The following is a 16,817-nucleotide window of genomic DNA, read 5'->3' as shown; positions in this document are numbered from 1 at the left end:
CGCTGTCAAGCTACGGACCGCAAAACGCTTACCTAGACGATTTTCGCTTTTTGGGCCTCCCTAAGAAAGAAAACCCCAGCTATCGAAGGAGCCCCCTCTTCGGGAACCGCGTTTTTCACCTATTTACTGTCGAACTCGGGTGGAACAAAGGCCCAGAACGGCCGCGTGTTTCTGCTCATACGTGAATTCTACCCTGGGCTGAAGTGACCTTCCGGAGCGTAGTCCGCGCCTATCCGGTAGCGCCTCATCGAGCCATTGCTTTAGCGTTTCCCGGTTCGGGTAGCCAAGAGCCCGGATACACCGGCTCATACTCCGGCCGTGCTCCAAATAGTAATCCACGGCAGTCTGTTTCTGCTCTTTAGAGTACTTCGGTGGGCGAGCGCGATATTCATCATGAAGTGCGCCACTGGCTTCGTACTCCTTGACCCACTGCTTCAACGCGTTCTTCGTAGGGTAACCCAATTCCCGGCGAACGGTGGCCGAGCCGCCGCCATACTTGAGGTAGAGTCTGACCGCCCTCATCCGGTCCTCCAGTGTGTACACGGACATCCTCCTGTCTCATTTCGAGTCCAGGTTTTTGTCCGCATCCCCGGTCAGGGTCTTCAAGCCCGGGGCCACCAATAGGCTCATAGAAACAGGCGCGAAATCCGAAGCCTCGGTCAATGATGTATGGTCTCTTCTTGCTTCCCTCACTGGCCTCCCCCACCCATGTTCTGAATGTAGTAGCCAGCCCCCTCTTCAATAATGTCCACAGAGATTTCCTTGTTCAGGATCCACCCATCAGATCCTATCTGGCCGTCCGCCGGCAGCCAGTTGGAGAAACTCTTTGGGATGGCAGGCAAGACGGAATATTCGACCAGGAAGGTGAGCCTCCCGTTGGACGGCGATTTCGACCGAGACGTCACGTCTTCGACCCGATAATCGGTCAAGCGGTAGTTGTCGTCAGCATCGATCGATTTGTACCCCAGCAGGTAATCGCTAAAGAGGCTCCGACAAATGTCGGCCAGTCCTGGACCGACGGGACCCGACTTAGGGAGCGGAATCTGTTCTTCCTTGACTGGTCCTCCCGTAAGTTTGGATTTGGCATCGGGTTCATAGACTTCAACCTTGACGTTATTGGGGAGTGTTGCAACAAACCCAATGGTGGCCACAGCATTAGCCATTTCAGGCGAAACCTCTTGAGGCTTCCGGTATTGGAACATGAATCGCCAAGTGCCGTCCGTGAAATCAGCGTTCATTAAGTATACTATACTCCCCTGCTCCCCCGCACTCACGAGCAGGACTTTGCCGTCGCCAGGCAAACCGCCAAGGCCGACCACCGCGCCCTTCTCCTCGCTCTTTGCCTTGAGCCATTGAACAATCGGCCCCGGGAACCCGTATGTCCCCACTTTGAAGGACCGTACTCCGTCCTGCGGCTGCGGCCACGGAAATTGATGCGATAGGCTATAAGTCTTCCCTTCATACGAGACAAGCTTGTGGGGTTCGTCGTAGAGGAAAACTCGTCCTGGGCTGGAGAACCCGTGGGCGATTACCAGGCGAACTCCGCCGTTAGGGGCGATCTTCTGGCCCTTCGCCCGGCCGTCAACGCCTAGTCGGAACGATTGTAGGAATTCTTGAGCGGGCTTGCCGGACAGGAGTTGGCCATAGCTGGCCCCGAGGATGATGACCCGGTCGGCATTCCTCGCCAGGGGAACATGAGAACTGCAGCTGGAGGACGAAGTTGAGATCAACAGCAATATCGCAAGAAACCAGACAGTCCGTTTCATCGCTAACCCCCATGGCAGAGCCCTTTCCGGTTTTTGACGGTCGCCCTCATAGGTTAGTTCCATGCATCGCCAAGTTAGAAAATCTACAACCAGAAAGGTCTGAGAGGATTTGCCTCGGCCGCTCGGTGCGCTCCTTCAGCTGGCATAGCGTGTTGGAGTCCGTGTCCGTAGTACCCGCGTTCAGTAATCCAAAAACGTGGCGTCGCAGAGCCAGGTGGCCAATGCGACGCCCAGGTTGACTCGGGCACTTTGGCTTGGGGTAGCTATCATAGAAAGAACGCCGCGACCAAAAGGTCTTCCAAAGCTGGCCGGTCCGGCCTGCAAGCACCATCAGGGTTCTTCGCCATCAAGGGAAAGACTACTGGCGACAAGAGACCCCGGACCGCCGTCCTGGATCAATGCTATTCGTGCGGTGGATGCCCAGAGGGGGTCTGTTGGTCGGTGATCACTTCAACCGCGATCCCGTCGCCCATGACCGCGAAGCGACCGACGACGATCATCTCCCACCCGCGCTCCCTGTAACGTTCGGCCAACTCCCGGGCCCTGGTTGCGGGGACATTCGCCACCACGAGGGCCCTTGTTCCGCGATGGCCCTTAAAAAAAAGGCAGTCAACCCCAGCTGCGGATGTCATGTCCAGGCCTCCTTCGTCGGTCCGCCGGATCACCTCTGGCGACAGTGATGCGGGCTGATAGGTCGACTTTGGGGGCTTCGCCCGCCTTCAGCATAACACGCCATATGTGGCGTGGTCAAGGCCCCCCGACTGGGATACCCTTCTAGCAGAGGTACTCACGGGGGGAGACGAATGAGCGAGAAAGGTGGCCGCCGAAGCGACACCAGGCGATTGTTGGCTCTTAACGTCCGCAGGATCCGGCTGCTTCGAGGCTTCACTCAGGAAGCCGCGGCAGCCCGAGCCGGCATTGCTGTCCGCCATTACCAGAAGATAGAAGCGGGAGAAGTCAACGTGACCCTCGACACCTTGGCCAGGGTAGCGCAAGGCCTTGGAACCGAGGTGGTAGAGCTGTTCAGCCCTCAGCCGTAGGGGTTAAGGGGTGCACGGTGCAGACCGGATTTCACATGAAGGTGCAAAATAACAGACCCAGGGAGAACCCCTGGGTTTTTATGTTGCCAAACGCGATGGGTCCGGCGTCACCTGGGGGGCGGGGCTTGACTGCCCAAGGCATATCTGGCCCTGTCGGTCTTTCTGAAGATAATGTCCCCGGCTCCCTCGCGACCGCTCGCTACTCGGATGGGCCGATGGCCCTGAACCTCTCCACCAAAGGCGGGACCACGTCCCTCAGAAACCCCAGCTGGGCGTCTGTCGGCTCATTCCCATGGGCCCCGGCGGACACCACCGAGTAGGCCTCCGCAAGGAGGCCATCAAAGCCCCTTGGCAGAGCTGACTTTTCGACCAGGTCCTGGACCACGGCCCTGAAAGCCCTCCGGCCTGGATCCTGACCGGCATGGAGGGACGCCCAGGCTCTCTTGGCTTCCCTCTCCAGTTGATAGCGCGCTTTCACTGCCTCAACAGCCGCTGGAGGCATGTCAGCTTCGTCAAGCGGAGTCAGCTCCAACCTTGGAGGCGCCCTGCGTCCGGCAGGGTCCCAGGCCTTGACCGGGGGCAGCTGGTCCAGCCCGGTGATGATCATCTGCTTGATCGTCCCAAGCTCGTGATCGGCAGGCGGCGTTCCGATGGACACGGTTATCGAGTTCCTGACCTCGGCCCGGAGTTCGGAAACCCGGTCCTTTATTTCCTGCTTGAGTTCCTTCTTGGTTTCCTCCACCTTCTGCTTGACTGAAACGCCCAGTAATGTGACTTCGGAGAAGAAGGGCATGAGAATCAGCACGGCCATGACCCCAAGGATGACCCCGTCGAGGGCGGTCAGACTACCGGATGCTACTTTAGCCCGGCGCAGGCCGATCAGAACCAGCAAGGCGACAAGGAGCAGGACCCACCATACCTGCTTGAACCGCTCCGAAAAACGCACTGAGAGCACCTCCCCGGCGAGCGCCCGGTTGGGAGTCGGCCCCGTCTCTGATTCCGAAGGCCCGCTTCGAGATGGTCCAGGGAAATCCCTCCTTTTCGGTTAAATCATGGGTGGAGCGACAGGGCTTGCGCGTCTGGCCAGTCATCCCATCACCTAGCGGTCGTCTTCGCTCTCATCGTCGTCGTCTTCGCCCTCGCCCTCGCCGGTGTCGCCCTCCCAGCGGCGGCCGTACTGGTCAGGCATGGACCCCCAGCCCCAGATGGGAACGGGGTTTCTGGGAACGATCCCGGCCACCTCTTCTGGGTTGAGCCCGTCCCGGGTGACCTGACAGCGGTGTTGCCAGTCGGCCCCAAAGTCAAAGACATAGATGAAATCCTCGCCCTGCCGGACGACGGCGCCGACCCTGTGGCGCTCGTAGTCGATGGTGGGCTCTCCGCCAAAGAGCGGACCCCCGGGCTCGTCGTCCGGGATGCCGTAGCAGCGGCCGTCAGGGAAGCGGAACTCGTGCATGTGGGCCAGGTCCCAGCGGGCAAAGGCCAGGTCGATGGCCACGGCGAGGTCCTTGAGGGTGTGTTCCGGCCCGACCAGGAAGACCCGGCCCGGCCCGCTGCTGAGGCGGCCCATGTCGCCGCCGCCGACGAGCTGGACACGCACCGCGAACCAGCCGTGCACTCGTGGTTTCTTCTTGGCTGAGACAGCCCGGCCCTTCCGTCTTTTCGCCTCATGGAGGCCGGCTTGATCGTCAGCGAGGAAACGGCCGGCCCGCGCCTGGAGGTCGTCGGGGTCCACACCCAGAGTATCGATGAGCTTCTCCCTGAGGGCGGCCAGTCGTTCGACCCGCCGTCCGGGGTCGCCGCCCCGCAGGGCGACTTCCAGCCCGGCGGTCGCCCAGTATAGGGCTTTCGGGGCATCGCCGACGGAGTGATAGGCCCAGCCGGCCGCCTCATGGACCGCCGCGTCACCCGGAGCGGCGTCGCCGGCGATTTTCATGTAGAGCTTCTCGGCCTCGTCCACCCGCCCGGCCTTAACGAGGATTTCCGCAATCAGGTGACGGCCGTCGGGTTGCCCATCCAGTCGCCGGGCCAGCATCCGCTTGACGGTCTTAATCGCCGCTTTGAAGTGGCCCATGGCTGTGTAGCATTGGGCCAGGAGGCCGAGGAGTTGGGGCACGTCGTAGGCGTCCTCCGCTTCCGGATGGGCCAGCATCTGCTCGAGCAAGCTTACAGCCTTGCTGTGCTGCGGAGGGTCGGCGGCGAGGGCCTTGTCGAGGGCCTCGGCCAGTTTCACGGGGTCTTTCGTGGGCGATGCCTCCCTGGTTCGGGCAGAGTGCTGGGGCAGTGCTCTCCCGGATCTCCCTCCCGGCGCCGCCCGTCCCGGGCAGGAATGCGACCCCACCCCCAGAAGGGGACTGGACGCCCGGGGAGCGTGGCTACTTCGTCCTTGGGATCGACGTCGGGGAGCTCGATCCGACAGCACCTCACCCCTGTCGTCGGTCTTTGAGATGGTCCTTTGACTTACTCCGGCGGCCTGATTCGAGACAGTTCCTCCAAGAGGGCCGGGCGATTGGCGTTTCCAAGGCGAAGGTCGGAGAGAAGCCGCCGGAATTCGTCCGGCCGGTCGAGAAGGGCGTGGAGCCGCCGCATCTTCTTGAGATAGCCAGCCGCGGCCCGATAGGCTCTCCTCGACCGAGCCTGGAGGAGCCGATCCACCTGAGCCATGTAGTAACCGATGACCTCTTCTGGATAGTGGTCCCGCAGCGCGTCGGCGAAGACGTCCTTTTGCCCGGGCCACCAATCTGGCGAACCCTTGAGGACGTACTCGAGGACAAGGTCGTAGCGTTTCTCATAGAGGTGGATGCGGGCCAGCTCCGGACCATCCGGCAGCCGCGACAGGCAGTCCCGGCTGACCTCGGGCCAATCCTTCCGCCGGGTGGCGGCCTTCAGCTTGCGGTAGGTGGCCAGGCGCGGCGAATGAAGGAAGGCCAGGCGATAGAGCCGCAAGGTGTTGTCGTAGTCACCCCTGGCCTGATAGTAGGGCAGCAAGAAATCGATCAGGTCGGCGGCCGGACCGGTCGCCTTGACCAGACCCTCTTCGGCCATCCGCACGGCCTCTTCCGCCTGACCCTTGCGCTGATAATAGAGTGCCAGATCGTGGTAATCGGCCGCCGACCGGAGCTTGGCCAGCCGCCTCTTCAGGTACCCCTTCTCATCGTGGAGGCGGTCGCGGTAGATCTGGATGATGAGTTCAGGGTCGTCATGGTGGCGCCTGGATGACCGGCCGTGGTCCGGACCGTCCTCAAGCCTCTCAGCGACACGATGCCAGTCATCATTGGTTCGGGCGGTCGCGAGGACCGCGTCCCTGAGGATATGCGCAATCCGGGCGCCGCCCCTTTCGTACAGGTCGAGCAACCGGTCGAGGTGGGCCCGCCTGGCCCCCGCCGGGAGCCGGTCGCCGGCTAGCAGCTCTTGCATTCGTTCCAGCAACTCGCCAAGTTCATATTCGGCGGCGCCTTCCTCAAGGTCGTCCCCATCGAGACGACCCAGGATGCCTTCGATCTCGGCCCACATCTCTTCATACTGGGCCAGGTTCCAGCGCTGGCGGGTGGGGGTGTCCACTCCTTCCCTGTCCAGCGCGTCCATGACCGTGAGTCTGGCATCTCGCCGGCCGTCCGTCTCGATGAGGGAAAGGATGAGCCTCTCCAGTTCCTCTCTGGGCAGCTGGCGCAGATCTTCACCGATGGTCGCCAGAAGCTTTCGCTCCCGTTGCGCCCGGGCAGCGAAGGCGTCCCGGTGGTCGATGAACTCCAGGAGAGTGGCCACGATGTGCTTACAGACATGGCCTTCGAATGGGCAATCGCAACGGCAATCCAGGCCGCCCTCGGTGTCCACGATAGTCACAGCGTACCGGCTGGTGCCCAAGACCCTGGCCGACAGGCGCTCTCCGTCGTAGCACCCGTCGGTGACCGCTCCGCGCCGGGCATAGGCCTGCCCGCGGTCGAAGATCACCCGTGAGCCGGCCAAGTAGGCGACGTCCTTCTTGGTCAGGTGGGTGAGGGGCATGGCGGTCACCTCGGGCTGAGCTTTGGGCTGCGGTCTGGTTTCGGGCTGCGGGCCGGTCGCCGGTCTGGTCTGAGAAGTCAACCAAGGCACCAATGCGCCGCAGAATGTGGTCCACGGGAACAAGATCATATAGCTCAGAATGCCAACTAAGCTACATTTGTTGGGGCTTCAGCGCTCGCTGCACCTCGATATCGTCTTTGTGCCTTCAATTCGACAGGGAAGCCCTGAAACCATGCCGGTTTCAGGGCTTTCTTCCAGGCATTCGGGGCACTCGGCCCTTTTGCTTCGAGTCTTGAACCCGAGTTCGCCCTTCTGACAATTCCTGCCTTTGACACTCAAGTCGCCCGCCCTGGTCAGAGACTACTTGGGAAAAGCCCTCCCACCTGGTAGCCCACCACGTCTCGCGCCCCGACGCTGCAGAGATCCGCCAGGGGACACCGCGCGCATCTTTGACCCACGCAGCCGCGAGATCCGATCAGCCAAAGCGCGCGATCAGTGTCAGGCCATTCGAGTCCAAGCGCGTTACACGCGGCAAGCAGTATCTTGGGAACCTGGGTCACGTAGGCTCGGTAATCGGGCACTGCCCTGGGGTCATTGAGCCGGACGATGCCGGTCAGAAACGAAATCCTCGAGTCGTGAATGTCAACCGGCAGGAGTACTTCCTCGATGCCCTTCACGTTGGAGAACCCCAGACCCACGACAGCTCGCAGCAACATTCCGCCAGTCTTGGGACCATACCCGCGGAACGAGAGGATGTTCCTCATGAGTGTTCGCGCGTCGTCTGACGAACGCCACAGTGTCCGCGGATCGCCCCCATATCGCTCCAAAAGGGCTATCGAATTAGCGTACCAGCTTCTGGCAGTCTCTCTGGGGTACCTGGTCCCGAGGCGCTGGCCCGTGGACTCGATCAAGTCGGGGTCATCTGGCCCGACGAATGTCCCTATGACGGACTGCGGTTCAAACAAGCGGGGGCACTCCCGGAACAGACGTTTTGCGGCGGCATACAGCCGCGCGGACTTCATACCGTGGTCATTGGGCACTGTGTAGAAGAGGAACAACGCGTGGTCACGCGACAGCCCCTCCACCCCTTCTGGGATCTGATGCTCCACGAGATCCTCGGTGTCCGACAGGAGCCCGCGCCCCTCCCCAAACGCTCGGTGCACTCTGGATACTACCAGCTGAGCGCGCTGGGTATCCACGACCAACCTATAGCCGCCAACGCTTTGATGACTCAAGCGAGCAACCCCCGGAACGAGCCGCGTATGATCTGAGCGACGTCACGGGCCACCGAGTCTCGGGGCCTATCTGCGTCAACTATGATATACTCCTTATCCCGCTTTTTCCGCGCTTCTCGGAGGTAAAAGGCCCGGACTGCCCGCAGAAATTCCTCATCGTATGGCTCGCATTTGCCGGCCGTTCGTGCCCGCTGCGTGGAGGTCTCTGCCGAGATATCCAGGAGAATGGTGAGGTCTGCGGGCCGAAACCGATTATTGACTTGCCTGACGAACGAGGGGCTCAACCCGCTCCCCCTGGCGTGCTCCACGCTACGGTAGGCGATGGCGGAATCTACGTAACGGTCCCACAGCACCACGGCGCCCTTCTGAAGACTCGGAAGACAAGTATGCTCGTATGTCCAAGCACGGTCTGCCGCGAACAGGTAGGTCTTCAATAGGGGCGAACAGCCCTTGTGGACTAGCTCCCGGAGCGTACTCGATATCGGCGATTCAAACTCCCCGCAGGCGACTATTGGCACTGTGGCCGAGACTGCCAGCAGGCCCTTCACGTCTGCTATCACAGAGCTCTTGCCGGCCCTGTCGATGCCTTCAAACGCGATGAGCACTCCGTCAACCGCCCCTGCGTCCACGGAACGCGTACACCTCAAGGCCTATACCCCACAATCGCAGCTAGGCTGCCGCTTCTTCATCAGGCATGAGATGAACGCCCTATGGTCTTGGAAGGGGAATGACTGGCGATTCAGAGCAACCGCCGCCAGGGCGTCGTTCCGTTCAACGTCGGCTCGATGCAACTGAAGAGGCAGATCCATCCCCTCTAGGACCCCAAACAATCTTAAGTATTCGCGGACGTCCGACGCCGAGGGAAAGGCAATGGTTAGTGACACGAGTTCAGACCGAACGATGTCCAGCCTGCATGCGTCGGCCAGCCCCATCAGACTGCATGGGTTGAGACGTCTGTCCGGCGCTCGCGCCGGTTGGGTCAAGCCAACCCGAAGCACCTCGGTCAACCTCGGCAGATCCCAACTGCACAGGTCCAGTACCAACACGCTCCCTCCCGGTCTGAGAGCCGCCTCAAGCCGGGACAGCACGCCCGTTGGGCACGTGTGGTCGTGGAGGCTGAAGAGCATGATTCCAAGATCAAAGGGATCGGCGGAAGCCGAAGCCTCCACCTCGGACCATGAGGTAGTAAAGCGGACGGGCATAGTTGTGTCTGCACCGGCCGCGATGGCAACCATCTCGGGGGATGCATCATATCCCATGTAGGATACGTTGGGGTACTGCCCGACAATCGCTGCCCCGATGTTCCCGGGCCCGCAACCATACTCCAGTACTCTGCGTGCCTGGAGCGAGCCGATCCATTCCTTTATGCCCGATTCAGCATGCCACGGAGGTTGATACCAACTCTCAAGCCGCCTCACGTACTCTGAGTATTGATGTGCCACCAAGCCGAAATGTCGGGGCGCGTCACTATTGAGATGTCGGCCTGGTGTGCCGGCTTCTGCCAAACAACGTTCGATGGCGCAAGGCAGGTCGCTCGGGTCGGCGACAATCTGCCCACACTTTTCTATGGCCCCGAGTATATAGGGATTCTTGTACATCCGGCTTGGGCCGTGTCGATGTTGTCTTATGTCCGTATACAAGCCAACAATGGGCATGCCCCATGCATGAGCAATGCCGATCTCGCAAGCCACGCCACAGTCTACGGTTTCCTGATCAAGACAGGCAACAAGCAGATCCGAAGCTAGAAGCGCCTGCGTGTCCGCCCGAAAGATCGCTGCCGGGGTCGGCGCCACGAAGTGTTCGGGGTCGTTTACGTTCTGCTCTTGGGGGAGGAATACATCGTAGCCCTGCATTCGAAGATTCTTGGCACAAAGTGCATTGAAGGACCGGTCCGCAGCCGAGAACATAGCGTTGGCCCAGTAGACTTTGGCCAAAGCTCCAGATCCTCCTCTGACCGCAGAGCTGTGTGTACTCGCCGTGGCCTCTCAGTAGAGAAAAGCCGGGGCACTGCTAGCACGCCTTGGATAGATCATTCGCTTGCCCCGTAGGCAAACCCTTCCATAGTGAGATGAGACTGCCAGAATCTTGCCCCGTTTTCGTCGACAGGTTGAGGGTTAGGCGTCGGGGCCTTGCTTTCACTCGCTTTCTTCAGGAGCCAGTTTGTCTCGAATTCCAGAGGGCTGAGATGACCCAAACCCGAGCGTCGCCGGCGGCGGTTGTGGAAGCTCTCAATGTAGTCGGATGGTTCGGCCCGAGACGGATGTGCCCGCGGCTGACGAGCCGACCGGCGCAGACGGCCTGACCATCGCCGTCAGTGACACCGGCTGCGGCATCAGGCCGGATGACCTCCCCCGCGTGACCGGCAAGTTCTGCAAGGCCGACAGAAAGAAGCTCGGCAGCGGACTCGTCCTCTCAATCGTCGATGAGATCGTACGGCTATATTGCGGACGGATCAGCATCACCAGCGAGATGGGGCGAGGGACGACGGCAACGGTGTGGTTGCCAGCCGTATCTCCCGGCCGTGAGCCGCCCGCGGGCAGGACCACTGGATGAACCAGAGGATGCTCGGTATGTGTCGAGAGCCGCCCAGTGTGGGCGGCTCTTCGGTTTGAGGCTGCTTGGCTACCACTCAGGCAGCTGCGCGCGTATCTTTCGATTAGCGTTCGTGTGGGGCGTTCGAGCAGTTCGTGGAAGTCACCTCCAATTAGGCTCCATGAGCGAAGAACATGTAGCCAACACTACGTCGACCGGCGCTGGTGTAACTGCAGTCCGCTTGAGGGTCTGTTCTGTCGCTCCAAGTACATTCCAGTAGGTGTAACATTCAACGTGGCGGAATGGCAGGCTCCTCGCGGCGAGCGCCTCAGTCAGAGTCCTGAAAACACCGAGCTCAGCCGTCATGTTTGAGGGGCCGAAGGTCAAGAACAAGAGTTCTCTCGAGCGGCGATGGTATAGGACTGGGCAGGCAATCGAGAGGACTCTGCCGACGTCCCCAGTCTGGCTGATGTCAACCAGGATGTTGGGGTCGAGATATTTGATCTCCCTCAAGGGGTCAGAGAACCTAGCTTTGGCCAAAGTCTGGATGTTCTTTAGGAACTTCACCGTGAGCCGCAGGGCTTTCTCACGATTTACGCAAAGGTCAACCGGATTCATGCTTCCCTTATTGTAGACGTCCCTTAGGACTTGGCCGAAACTAGAAACTGCTCTTGCGAACGCTATCCGCTGTTTGAGCGTTGCAGCTGGACGGTATCCGAAGTGCTCTCTGTAAAAGAGATACATCGAGCGAAGGTGCACCGGTTTTCCTGTGGCCATCGGCCTCTATCCCCCCCCCTGGCTCTCTGGCCTCCGGCGCTCATGCCAAGAGGCTGCCCGAATTGCAGGAAGACTTATCCTCTATCGCCACAACTGGCAAACGTCCCGGGACGGTTGTTGCGCCAATAGACTTTGATTGGAGGGAGTTAGAACGGTCAAGGACCTCGACAACGGCCCGTTCCTGCTGACCCTAACTCTAGTTTGACAGCTGACGGGCTTTTCGGATGCTGCGGAGCAGGAAAAGTGCTGGTATGTTGAGTTTAGGGTTCTCGCGGGTCTGGACATGTTGTGCCACGTTTGTAGCTCTGAGGTATTGCATTTAGCGGATAATCATGGTGCTATGATTATGCTATGTTCGTACGCACTAAGGCCTTCAAGAACAAGGACGGCTCCAGCCGCACATACCTCCAGATCGTCGCCGGCGTTCGTGTCGGTGACAGGGTCCGCCAGAAGGTCGTCGCCAACCTCGGACGCCTCGACGAGCTTGAGGACGGCCAATTGGACCGTCTCGTCGAGGGCCTGGCCAAGTTCAGCCGGCATGAGCTCATCAGGGAACAGGCCCGGCTCCTAGCCCCCGAAGCCAAGTGGGCCAAGACGTGGGGCCCGGCTTTGGTGTTCCGCCGGCTGTGGGAAGATCTCGGCCTCCAGGATGTGTTCGAGCGACTTCTGTCTGATACGTCCATCGTCTCAGACCTGGCCGAGGCCGCCTTCGCCATGCTCCTGAACCGCCTTGTGGACCCGATGTCCAAGCTCGGGGTGAGCGAGTGGATGAAGACCGTCCACCGTCCCGAGTGGGAGCAGCCTGAGTTGCACCACTTCTACCCGGCCCTGGACTTTCTTGACGAGCACAAGGAAGGGATTGAGAAGGTGGTCCACGCCCGTTCGAGTGATCTCTTCAACCTCAACCTGGACCTCGTCCTGTGGGACACCACGTCCGCCTACTTCGAGGGCCGGGCCGCGGAGGGGCTGGCCGAGTACGGCTTCTCCAAGGACAAGCGGCCGGACCGGGTGCAGATCATGGTGGGGGTGCTGATGTCCCGTGACGGCTTCCCCATCGCCCACGAGGTCTTCCCCGGAAACGCGGCCGAGGTGGACACCTTCCGCCAGGTGCTGAAGAGCGTGAAGTAGCGGTTCAACCTCTCAAGGGTGATCCTGGTGGCCGACCGGGGGATGGTCTCCGCGAACATCCTCAAGGAGATCGAGAACGCCCACCTGGAATACCTCGTCGGGGTGAGGATGAGAAAGCTCAAGGCGGCCGACGAGGTCCTCTCGCGGGCGGGACGCTACCACAAGGTGGCCAAGAACCTCGAGGTGAAAGAAGTCGTCCATGACGGGATTCGCTACGTCATCTGCCTGAACCCGGACGAAGTCGAGCATGATGCCAAGGTCCGGGAAGAAGCGGTGGCGAGCCTTAGAGACAAGCTCCGATCGGGCAAGGCCAAGCAACTCATCGGCAACACCGCTTATCGGAGGTATCTGAAGCTCGACGGGGCCGAGCTGAGGATCAATGACAAGGCCCTTCAGGAAGAAGCCCGGTACGATGGCAAGTACGTGATCAGGACCAACAGTGACTTAAGCCCGGAAGAGGCGGCCCTCTCCTACAAGAGCCTCTGGCAGGTGGAGCGGGCATTCAGAGAACTCAAGTCAGGCCTTGACCTGAGGCCGGTCTATCACTGGACGGAGAAGAGGATTCGGGGGCACGTGATGGTCTGCTTCCTGGCCCTCGTCCTGGAAGTGGCCCTGCGGCGCAGGCTCAAGGAGTTGGCTGAGGACATCCGGTACGATGACCTACTTCTACACCTGTCGCAACTGAAGGCGGTGGAGATCCACCTCGATGGCCAGCGGTATCTGGCCCGGACGGAGCTTGTCGGCCATGCCGACCTGGCCTTCCGGGCCCTGGGGATGAGGCCGCCGGCGCATGTGGAGGAGATGCCACGGGCTTGATTCAACCTGCGGGACCCGTGTTGTGGTACGTCCTGCCCTTGATCGTTGCAGCCTTCCAGTTGCAACGATTTGCGTAAATGGGGTGTCAAACTAGAGTCGGGAGGCGCGGCGATCCGCGGAAGCGTGTCGCCCGTCTGGCGCGGGCGAGCGATCTCACCGGGGTCCGCCGTCCGCCCGCCGGATGCATACGACGATCGTCAGTCCATCGGAAACCGGTCGTCGCCAACCTGGTGGCCGAGGACTCCATGGCCGAGGCTCCGAACCGGCTCTGGTTTGGCATCACTTTTTGCCGACCCAGGAGGGCTGACTATGCCTGGCAACGCTCCTGGACTGCTACGCGCGGTGCGTCGTGGGCTGGTCGATGGCGGACCACCTACGCACCGAGCTCGCCTTGAGCACCCTGAACCTGGCGATGCATCGCCGCCGCCGCCCCCGGCCGGGCGAACTTGTGCACCAAACCGACCGCGGTTGCCAGGGTACCTCGGCGGCTTACCAGGCCGCGCTGGCCAGCGTTGGCGCCTCGATGAGCTGGGTAAGGGCGAATGCCTCGACAATGCAGTCCCGGAGAGCTTCTTCGAGGCACTTGAGGCGGAGTTGATCGAGGGGCGGACCGGACGCATGCCGGGGCTATGCAGGCAATCTTCGAGTGGATCGAGATCTTGCGGGCTTGCTGGGCATGTAGGCGTCACGTCGGTCGACACCCGACCGTTTTCGCGGAATGTGTGCGAAGAGGGCGCTTACGTCGAAGAACCCGATCTGGAAACCCGGCAGCGTAGATGGCAGTTGTAGGATGCCCCCCCGTGTTCGTGAGTGAACTGCACACACGATGATCAGCCAGGTTCCTTCACTTTCAGGTTCAGGTCCTTTGGCGTGAACTCGATTGCTGTCAGCGACCGAATCGTCAGCGTACTGGAGCTCGCGGCTTCGCAACGCGTCCGCTCGAGGGAAGGGTTAGTCGACAGGAACCCGTGCTTGGCTGTCAACTTCGCACGACTTCGTTGAGCGAGTCTCCCATCTGTATGTACTGCTGGACAAGCTGGTTGTATTGGTCGCAATCACTGTTGTATGCGTGCCTTGAGTAGCAATGCTCGCCCTGGGCCTTGCGGCACAGCAGATCTGTCATTCGCTGCAAGTGAGTCACTGTCGCATTCAGCGCCCGAGTGTACTGTGCAAGAGCGGACGCAAAGCGAGCCTGTGCCCCTCCTTCGGAAAAACCCTTCATAGCCTCGGCTTCACACACCTGGAGTTGAGAGCTAATTTGCTCAAGCAATACCATGTGCTGACAGTAGTTGATCTTCCTGAAGATCCCCGGGATTGGGATGATCTTCCGAATGCTGGCGCCGTAGATGTCGTCGTGGATGGCAATGTAGGCTGTGAGAAGCGAATTGACCTGAATTGCAGTCTCTCTCATCTGAGCCATAGCCCGCAACCTCCAATCTCCCGAACAGCATCACTATCGGGCACGGATCATCAGAGCAAGTGCGTGGACGGACGCTCTTGGTTCTCTGCTCGCTGCGGACTAAACCGTGGATTGTACTCCATCGAAGACTAGCGTCCGATGGGCACTCCTGTTTTTCTCTCACCTTACTGCGGGTGGTTCAGCGGCGCCGTAGGACCCACTCTGGATGGTAAGGGCCCAGCGCGTCTGCTGCAGCGGCCCGTTAGGCTGGTTGCTCCGGCGTGTTATCCCCCAGGTAGCGTTTGCGCCAAACGTCAGCTTCCCGAAGAAAGCCACCTTCAGCGAGCCGGACCGGCGGCTCAACATCCGGGAAGTGTGACGCGAAGACGACGGCGCCATGAACAAGCAACTTGACCGTCTCCTTCATCCAGGCTCTTAGGTACTTCTGGCTGAGGAACGGTCCGATCTCGCCTAGACCCTCGGGCGCTAGGAGCTTGAACCCTGGAGCCGTAGGGTGGGCGGCATACTCGGAGAAGCGCTCGTAGGTCTGCTGTCTCTTTCTGCACTGAAAGCCATCACGTTTGTCTAGAGCGTCCCGTATTGCGGGTGGTCCGAACTCCTTCATGCGCTGCTTCTTGGCGCTTGCCCTCCAGACAGCGATCTGCTGCGGGAAGCTTTGTAGATAATCCATCAATGCAGTCGTCTCAAAGAGATCCCGCACAGGTCCGAATGCGGATTGATAGTACCCTGCCAGCGCCAGCTTCAGGGCTGACGCCGCGGAGTTGAACAGGCGAAGGCCTAGGAACTGCACGGTAAGCTCATCTTCACTCAGGTGGACATGATCGTGTGCCAGAGCAAAGACTGCACACATGGAACAGTGGATCATCAGGAGATGTGCTCGGAGATCGGAATCCCCGTCGATCATGGCGAGGCTGTCCCGCCGAATCTCCTCTTCACGCTCATATAGGGATGTCAAGTTGTCGGGCATTGTCGGTTCCCCCAGCATCGCTCGTCCCTCCGTGAACGTGACAGCTTCTCCCCGGGAGGACCTGCGGACGGTGGCAGCGATTGACAGGCGCCGTAGTAACAGGAGACCGACGATCACATGAGAGTAAAGGTGACAAGCCCAGGAAAGCACCCTCCCGCTCGGACCAGGGACCATATGGGAGCAGATGGGTTTGCTCTCTAGCGATATTCCCACTGTGCGAGATTGCCGCTGCAACGTTTCGACTGCGGCGGAGATGGCGGTGGGGTCATGGGTCCCTTCTCCCCATTCCTGCCAGAAGTCTCTGGTTTGACTTAGCGGCTCGATGGTTGGGTAGTCCACTCTAGCCGGGCGGGTAGAAGCATCGGTCGCCCAGCAATGAGGCTTCCCCGGTGTCGAGCAGCGGCAAGCCGTCAGGAATACCGGTCAGCGAGTCCGGCATGAGGCGCCGGACGACGGTCTATCTCTAGTCGAAACCATGATTCGTGAATCTCAGTATCCGATCGTTCTCGGTGACTATGCGAAAAAGGTGATCCGGAACCTTGGATGGAATCTCGGTTTCCACGTCAAGCATCGCTGAAACCTTCACGCCCACGAGGCCTGAGAGGTGCGAGATGACCTCGTCGGCGATGTTGCTAGCGTCGCGGCCGACACGGATTGGATCAGGGGTAACCGTGCTGTCAAAGCGCTTGGGCGCTTCCTCTGCCGGCGCAGTGTGAGCCGTCCTGTTGGGTCGGACGCTCTGCCGTTTTCGGGGCGGTGAAGTACGACGCTACATTGATGTCGGAAATTAACCCGTCTGGCCTAAACCCCATCCCGATAGCATCAACGAGCAATCTAGCTTCAGCGTTGTAGGGGCGTACCCAAATTTCGTTCTCTCTTTCAGCCCCCTTCGGACTGTCATGGACGAGATTATCCGGAATTACTGGTCGATTTCGCCGGAATACGCAATCGTTGGAGGAATGGCACTGAGCCCCGACAAATCAAATTTCTCTAGGAGCCTGTCGGGCAAATGCCCAATAGGATAGGATTTACCAGGTCAGACCGAGAACTGGTAAGACATGAACACATTCATCGCTTACGATCCCAAGCAGCTGTTCCTGTTGCCTCCCGACATGCGGGATTGGTTGCCGG

At 60.2% G+C, this 16,817-nt stretch carries 15 protein-coding genes and 1 pseudogene; 4 read left to right on the top strand and 12 right to left on the bottom strand.

Going from position 1 to position 16,817, the window contains the following annotated elements; all coding sequences use genetic code 11:
* Window positions 1-689 precede the first annotated feature (689 nt).
* Together VGL40_08490 and VGL40_08485 are read right to left on the bottom strand one after the other, a co-directional pair.
* Window positions 690-1,766, bottom strand: coding sequence for a hypothetical protein (locus tag VGL40_08490; protein ID HEY3315293.1), 1,077 nt, complete (start codon window positions 1,764-1,766; stop codon window positions 690-692).
* Between the two features lie 401 nt (window positions 1,767-2,167).
* The gene (locus VGL40_08485; protein HEY3315292.1) at window positions 2,168-2,299 is read right to left on the bottom strand and encodes a hypothetical protein; all 132 of its coding nucleotides are present in this window, start codon (window positions 2,297-2,299) and stop codon (window positions 2,168-2,170) included.
* Window positions 2,300-2,569: 270 nt separating this feature from the next.
* Between VGL40_08485 and VGL40_08480 the strand changes: the two genes are divergently transcribed.
* Window positions 2,570-2,806, top strand: a complete 237-nt coding sequence (locus VGL40_08480; GenBank protein HEY3315291.1) for a helix-turn-helix transcriptional regulator — start codon at window positions 2,570-2,572, stop codon at window positions 2,804-2,806.
* Between the two features lie 199 nt (window positions 2,807-3,005).
* Here VGL40_08480 and VGL40_08475 read toward each other — a convergent pair whose 3' ends face one another.
* The 7 genes and pseudogenes from VGL40_08475 to VGL40_08445 form a co-directional block, all read right to left on the bottom strand.
* The gene (locus VGL40_08475) at window positions 3,006-3,752 is read right to left on the bottom strand and encodes a hypothetical protein (protein HEY3315290.1); all 747 of its coding nucleotides are present in this window, start codon (window positions 3,750-3,752) and stop codon (window positions 3,006-3,008) included.
* 153 nt (window positions 3,753-3,905) lie between these two features.
* Window positions 3,906-5,039 (bottom strand): hypothetical protein, encoded by a 1,134-nt coding sequence (locus VGL40_08470; GenBank protein HEY3315289.1) that lies wholly within the window; start codon window positions 5,037-5,039, stop codon window positions 3,906-3,908.
* Window positions 5,040-5,266: 227 nt separating this feature from the next.
* Window positions 5,267-6,811: an SWIM zinc finger family protein gene (locus VGL40_08465; protein ID HEY3315288.1), complete on the bottom strand. Its 1,545-nt coding sequence runs from the start codon at window positions 6,809-6,811 to the stop codon at window positions 5,267-5,269.
* Between the two features lie 353 nt (window positions 6,812-7,164).
* Window positions 7,165-8,016, bottom strand: a complete 852-nt coding sequence (locus tag VGL40_08460) for a hypothetical protein (protein ID HEY3315287.1) — start codon at window positions 8,014-8,016, stop codon at window positions 7,165-7,167.
* Between the two features lie 26 nt (window positions 8,017-8,042).
* Window positions 8,043-8,651 carry a dTMP kinase gene (gene tmk / locus VGL40_08455; GenBank protein HEY3315286.1) on the bottom strand — a complete coding sequence of 203 codons (609 nt, stop codon included), beginning with the start codon at window positions 8,649-8,651 and terminating at the stop codon, window positions 8,043-8,045.
* 45 nt (window positions 8,652-8,696) lie between these two features.
* The gene (locus VGL40_08450; GenBank protein ID HEY3315285.1) at window positions 8,697-9,980 is read right to left on the bottom strand and encodes a nucleoside 2-deoxyribosyltransferase; all 1,284 of its coding nucleotides are present in this window, start codon (window positions 9,978-9,980) and stop codon (window positions 8,697-8,699) included.
* Between the two features lie 230 nt (window positions 9,981-10,210).
* Window positions 10,211-10,303 (bottom strand): annotated as a pseudogene (locus VGL40_08445) (IS3 family transposase).
* A gap of 5 nt (window positions 10,304-10,308) precedes the next feature.
* Here VGL40_08445 and VGL40_08440 point away from each other — a divergent pair.
* A complete protein-coding gene (locus VGL40_08440; GenBank protein HEY3315284.1) occupies window positions 10,309-10,599 on the top strand; it encodes an ATP-binding protein in 291 nt (96 codons plus the stop codon).
* Between the two features lie 141 nt (window positions 10,600-10,740).
* Here the strand turns inward: VGL40_08440 and VGL40_08435 are convergent, their stop codons facing one another.
* Entirely contained in the window at window positions 10,741-11,355 is a 615-nt protein-coding gene (locus VGL40_08435) for a hypothetical protein (GenBank protein ID HEY3315283.1), read from the bottom strand.
* A gap of 351 nt (window positions 11,356-11,706) precedes the next feature.
* Between VGL40_08435 and VGL40_08430 the strand changes: the two genes are divergently transcribed.
* Window positions 11,707-12,483 carry an IS1634 family transposase gene (locus VGL40_08430; GenBank protein HEY3315282.1) on the top strand — a complete coding sequence of 259 codons (777 nt, stop codon included), beginning with the start codon at window positions 11,707-11,709 and terminating at the stop codon, window positions 12,481-12,483.
* A 27-nt stretch (window positions 12,484-12,510) separates the two neighbouring features.
* On the top strand, window positions 12,511-13,299 hold the full coding sequence (locus VGL40_08425; GenBank protein ID HEY3315281.1) for an IS1634 family transposase: 789 nt from the start codon (window positions 12,511-12,513) through the stop codon (window positions 13,297-13,299).
* A 979-nt stretch (window positions 13,300-14,278) separates the two neighbouring features.
* Here VGL40_08425 and VGL40_08420 read toward each other — a convergent pair.
* Both VGL40_08420 and VGL40_08415 read right to left on the bottom strand, forming a co-directional pair.
* Window positions 14,279-14,719 carry a hypothetical protein gene (locus VGL40_08420; protein HEY3315280.1) on the bottom strand — a complete coding sequence of 147 codons (441 nt, stop codon included), beginning with the start codon at window positions 14,717-14,719 and terminating at the stop codon, window positions 14,279-14,281.
* 241 nt (window positions 14,720-14,960) lie between these two features.
* Window positions 14,961-15,704, bottom strand: a complete 744-nt coding sequence (locus VGL40_08415) for a hypothetical protein (GenBank protein ID HEY3315279.1) — start codon at window positions 15,702-15,704, stop codon at window positions 14,961-14,963.
* Window positions 15,705-16,817 lie beyond the last annotated feature (1,113 nt).

The sequence above is a fragment of the Bacillota bacterium genome (assembly GCA_036504675.1).
GTDB lineage: Bacteria > Bacillota > Sulfobacillia > JAJYWN01 > JAJZPE01 > DASXUT01.
This window is presented reverse-complemented; position numbering and strand designations above follow the sequence as displayed.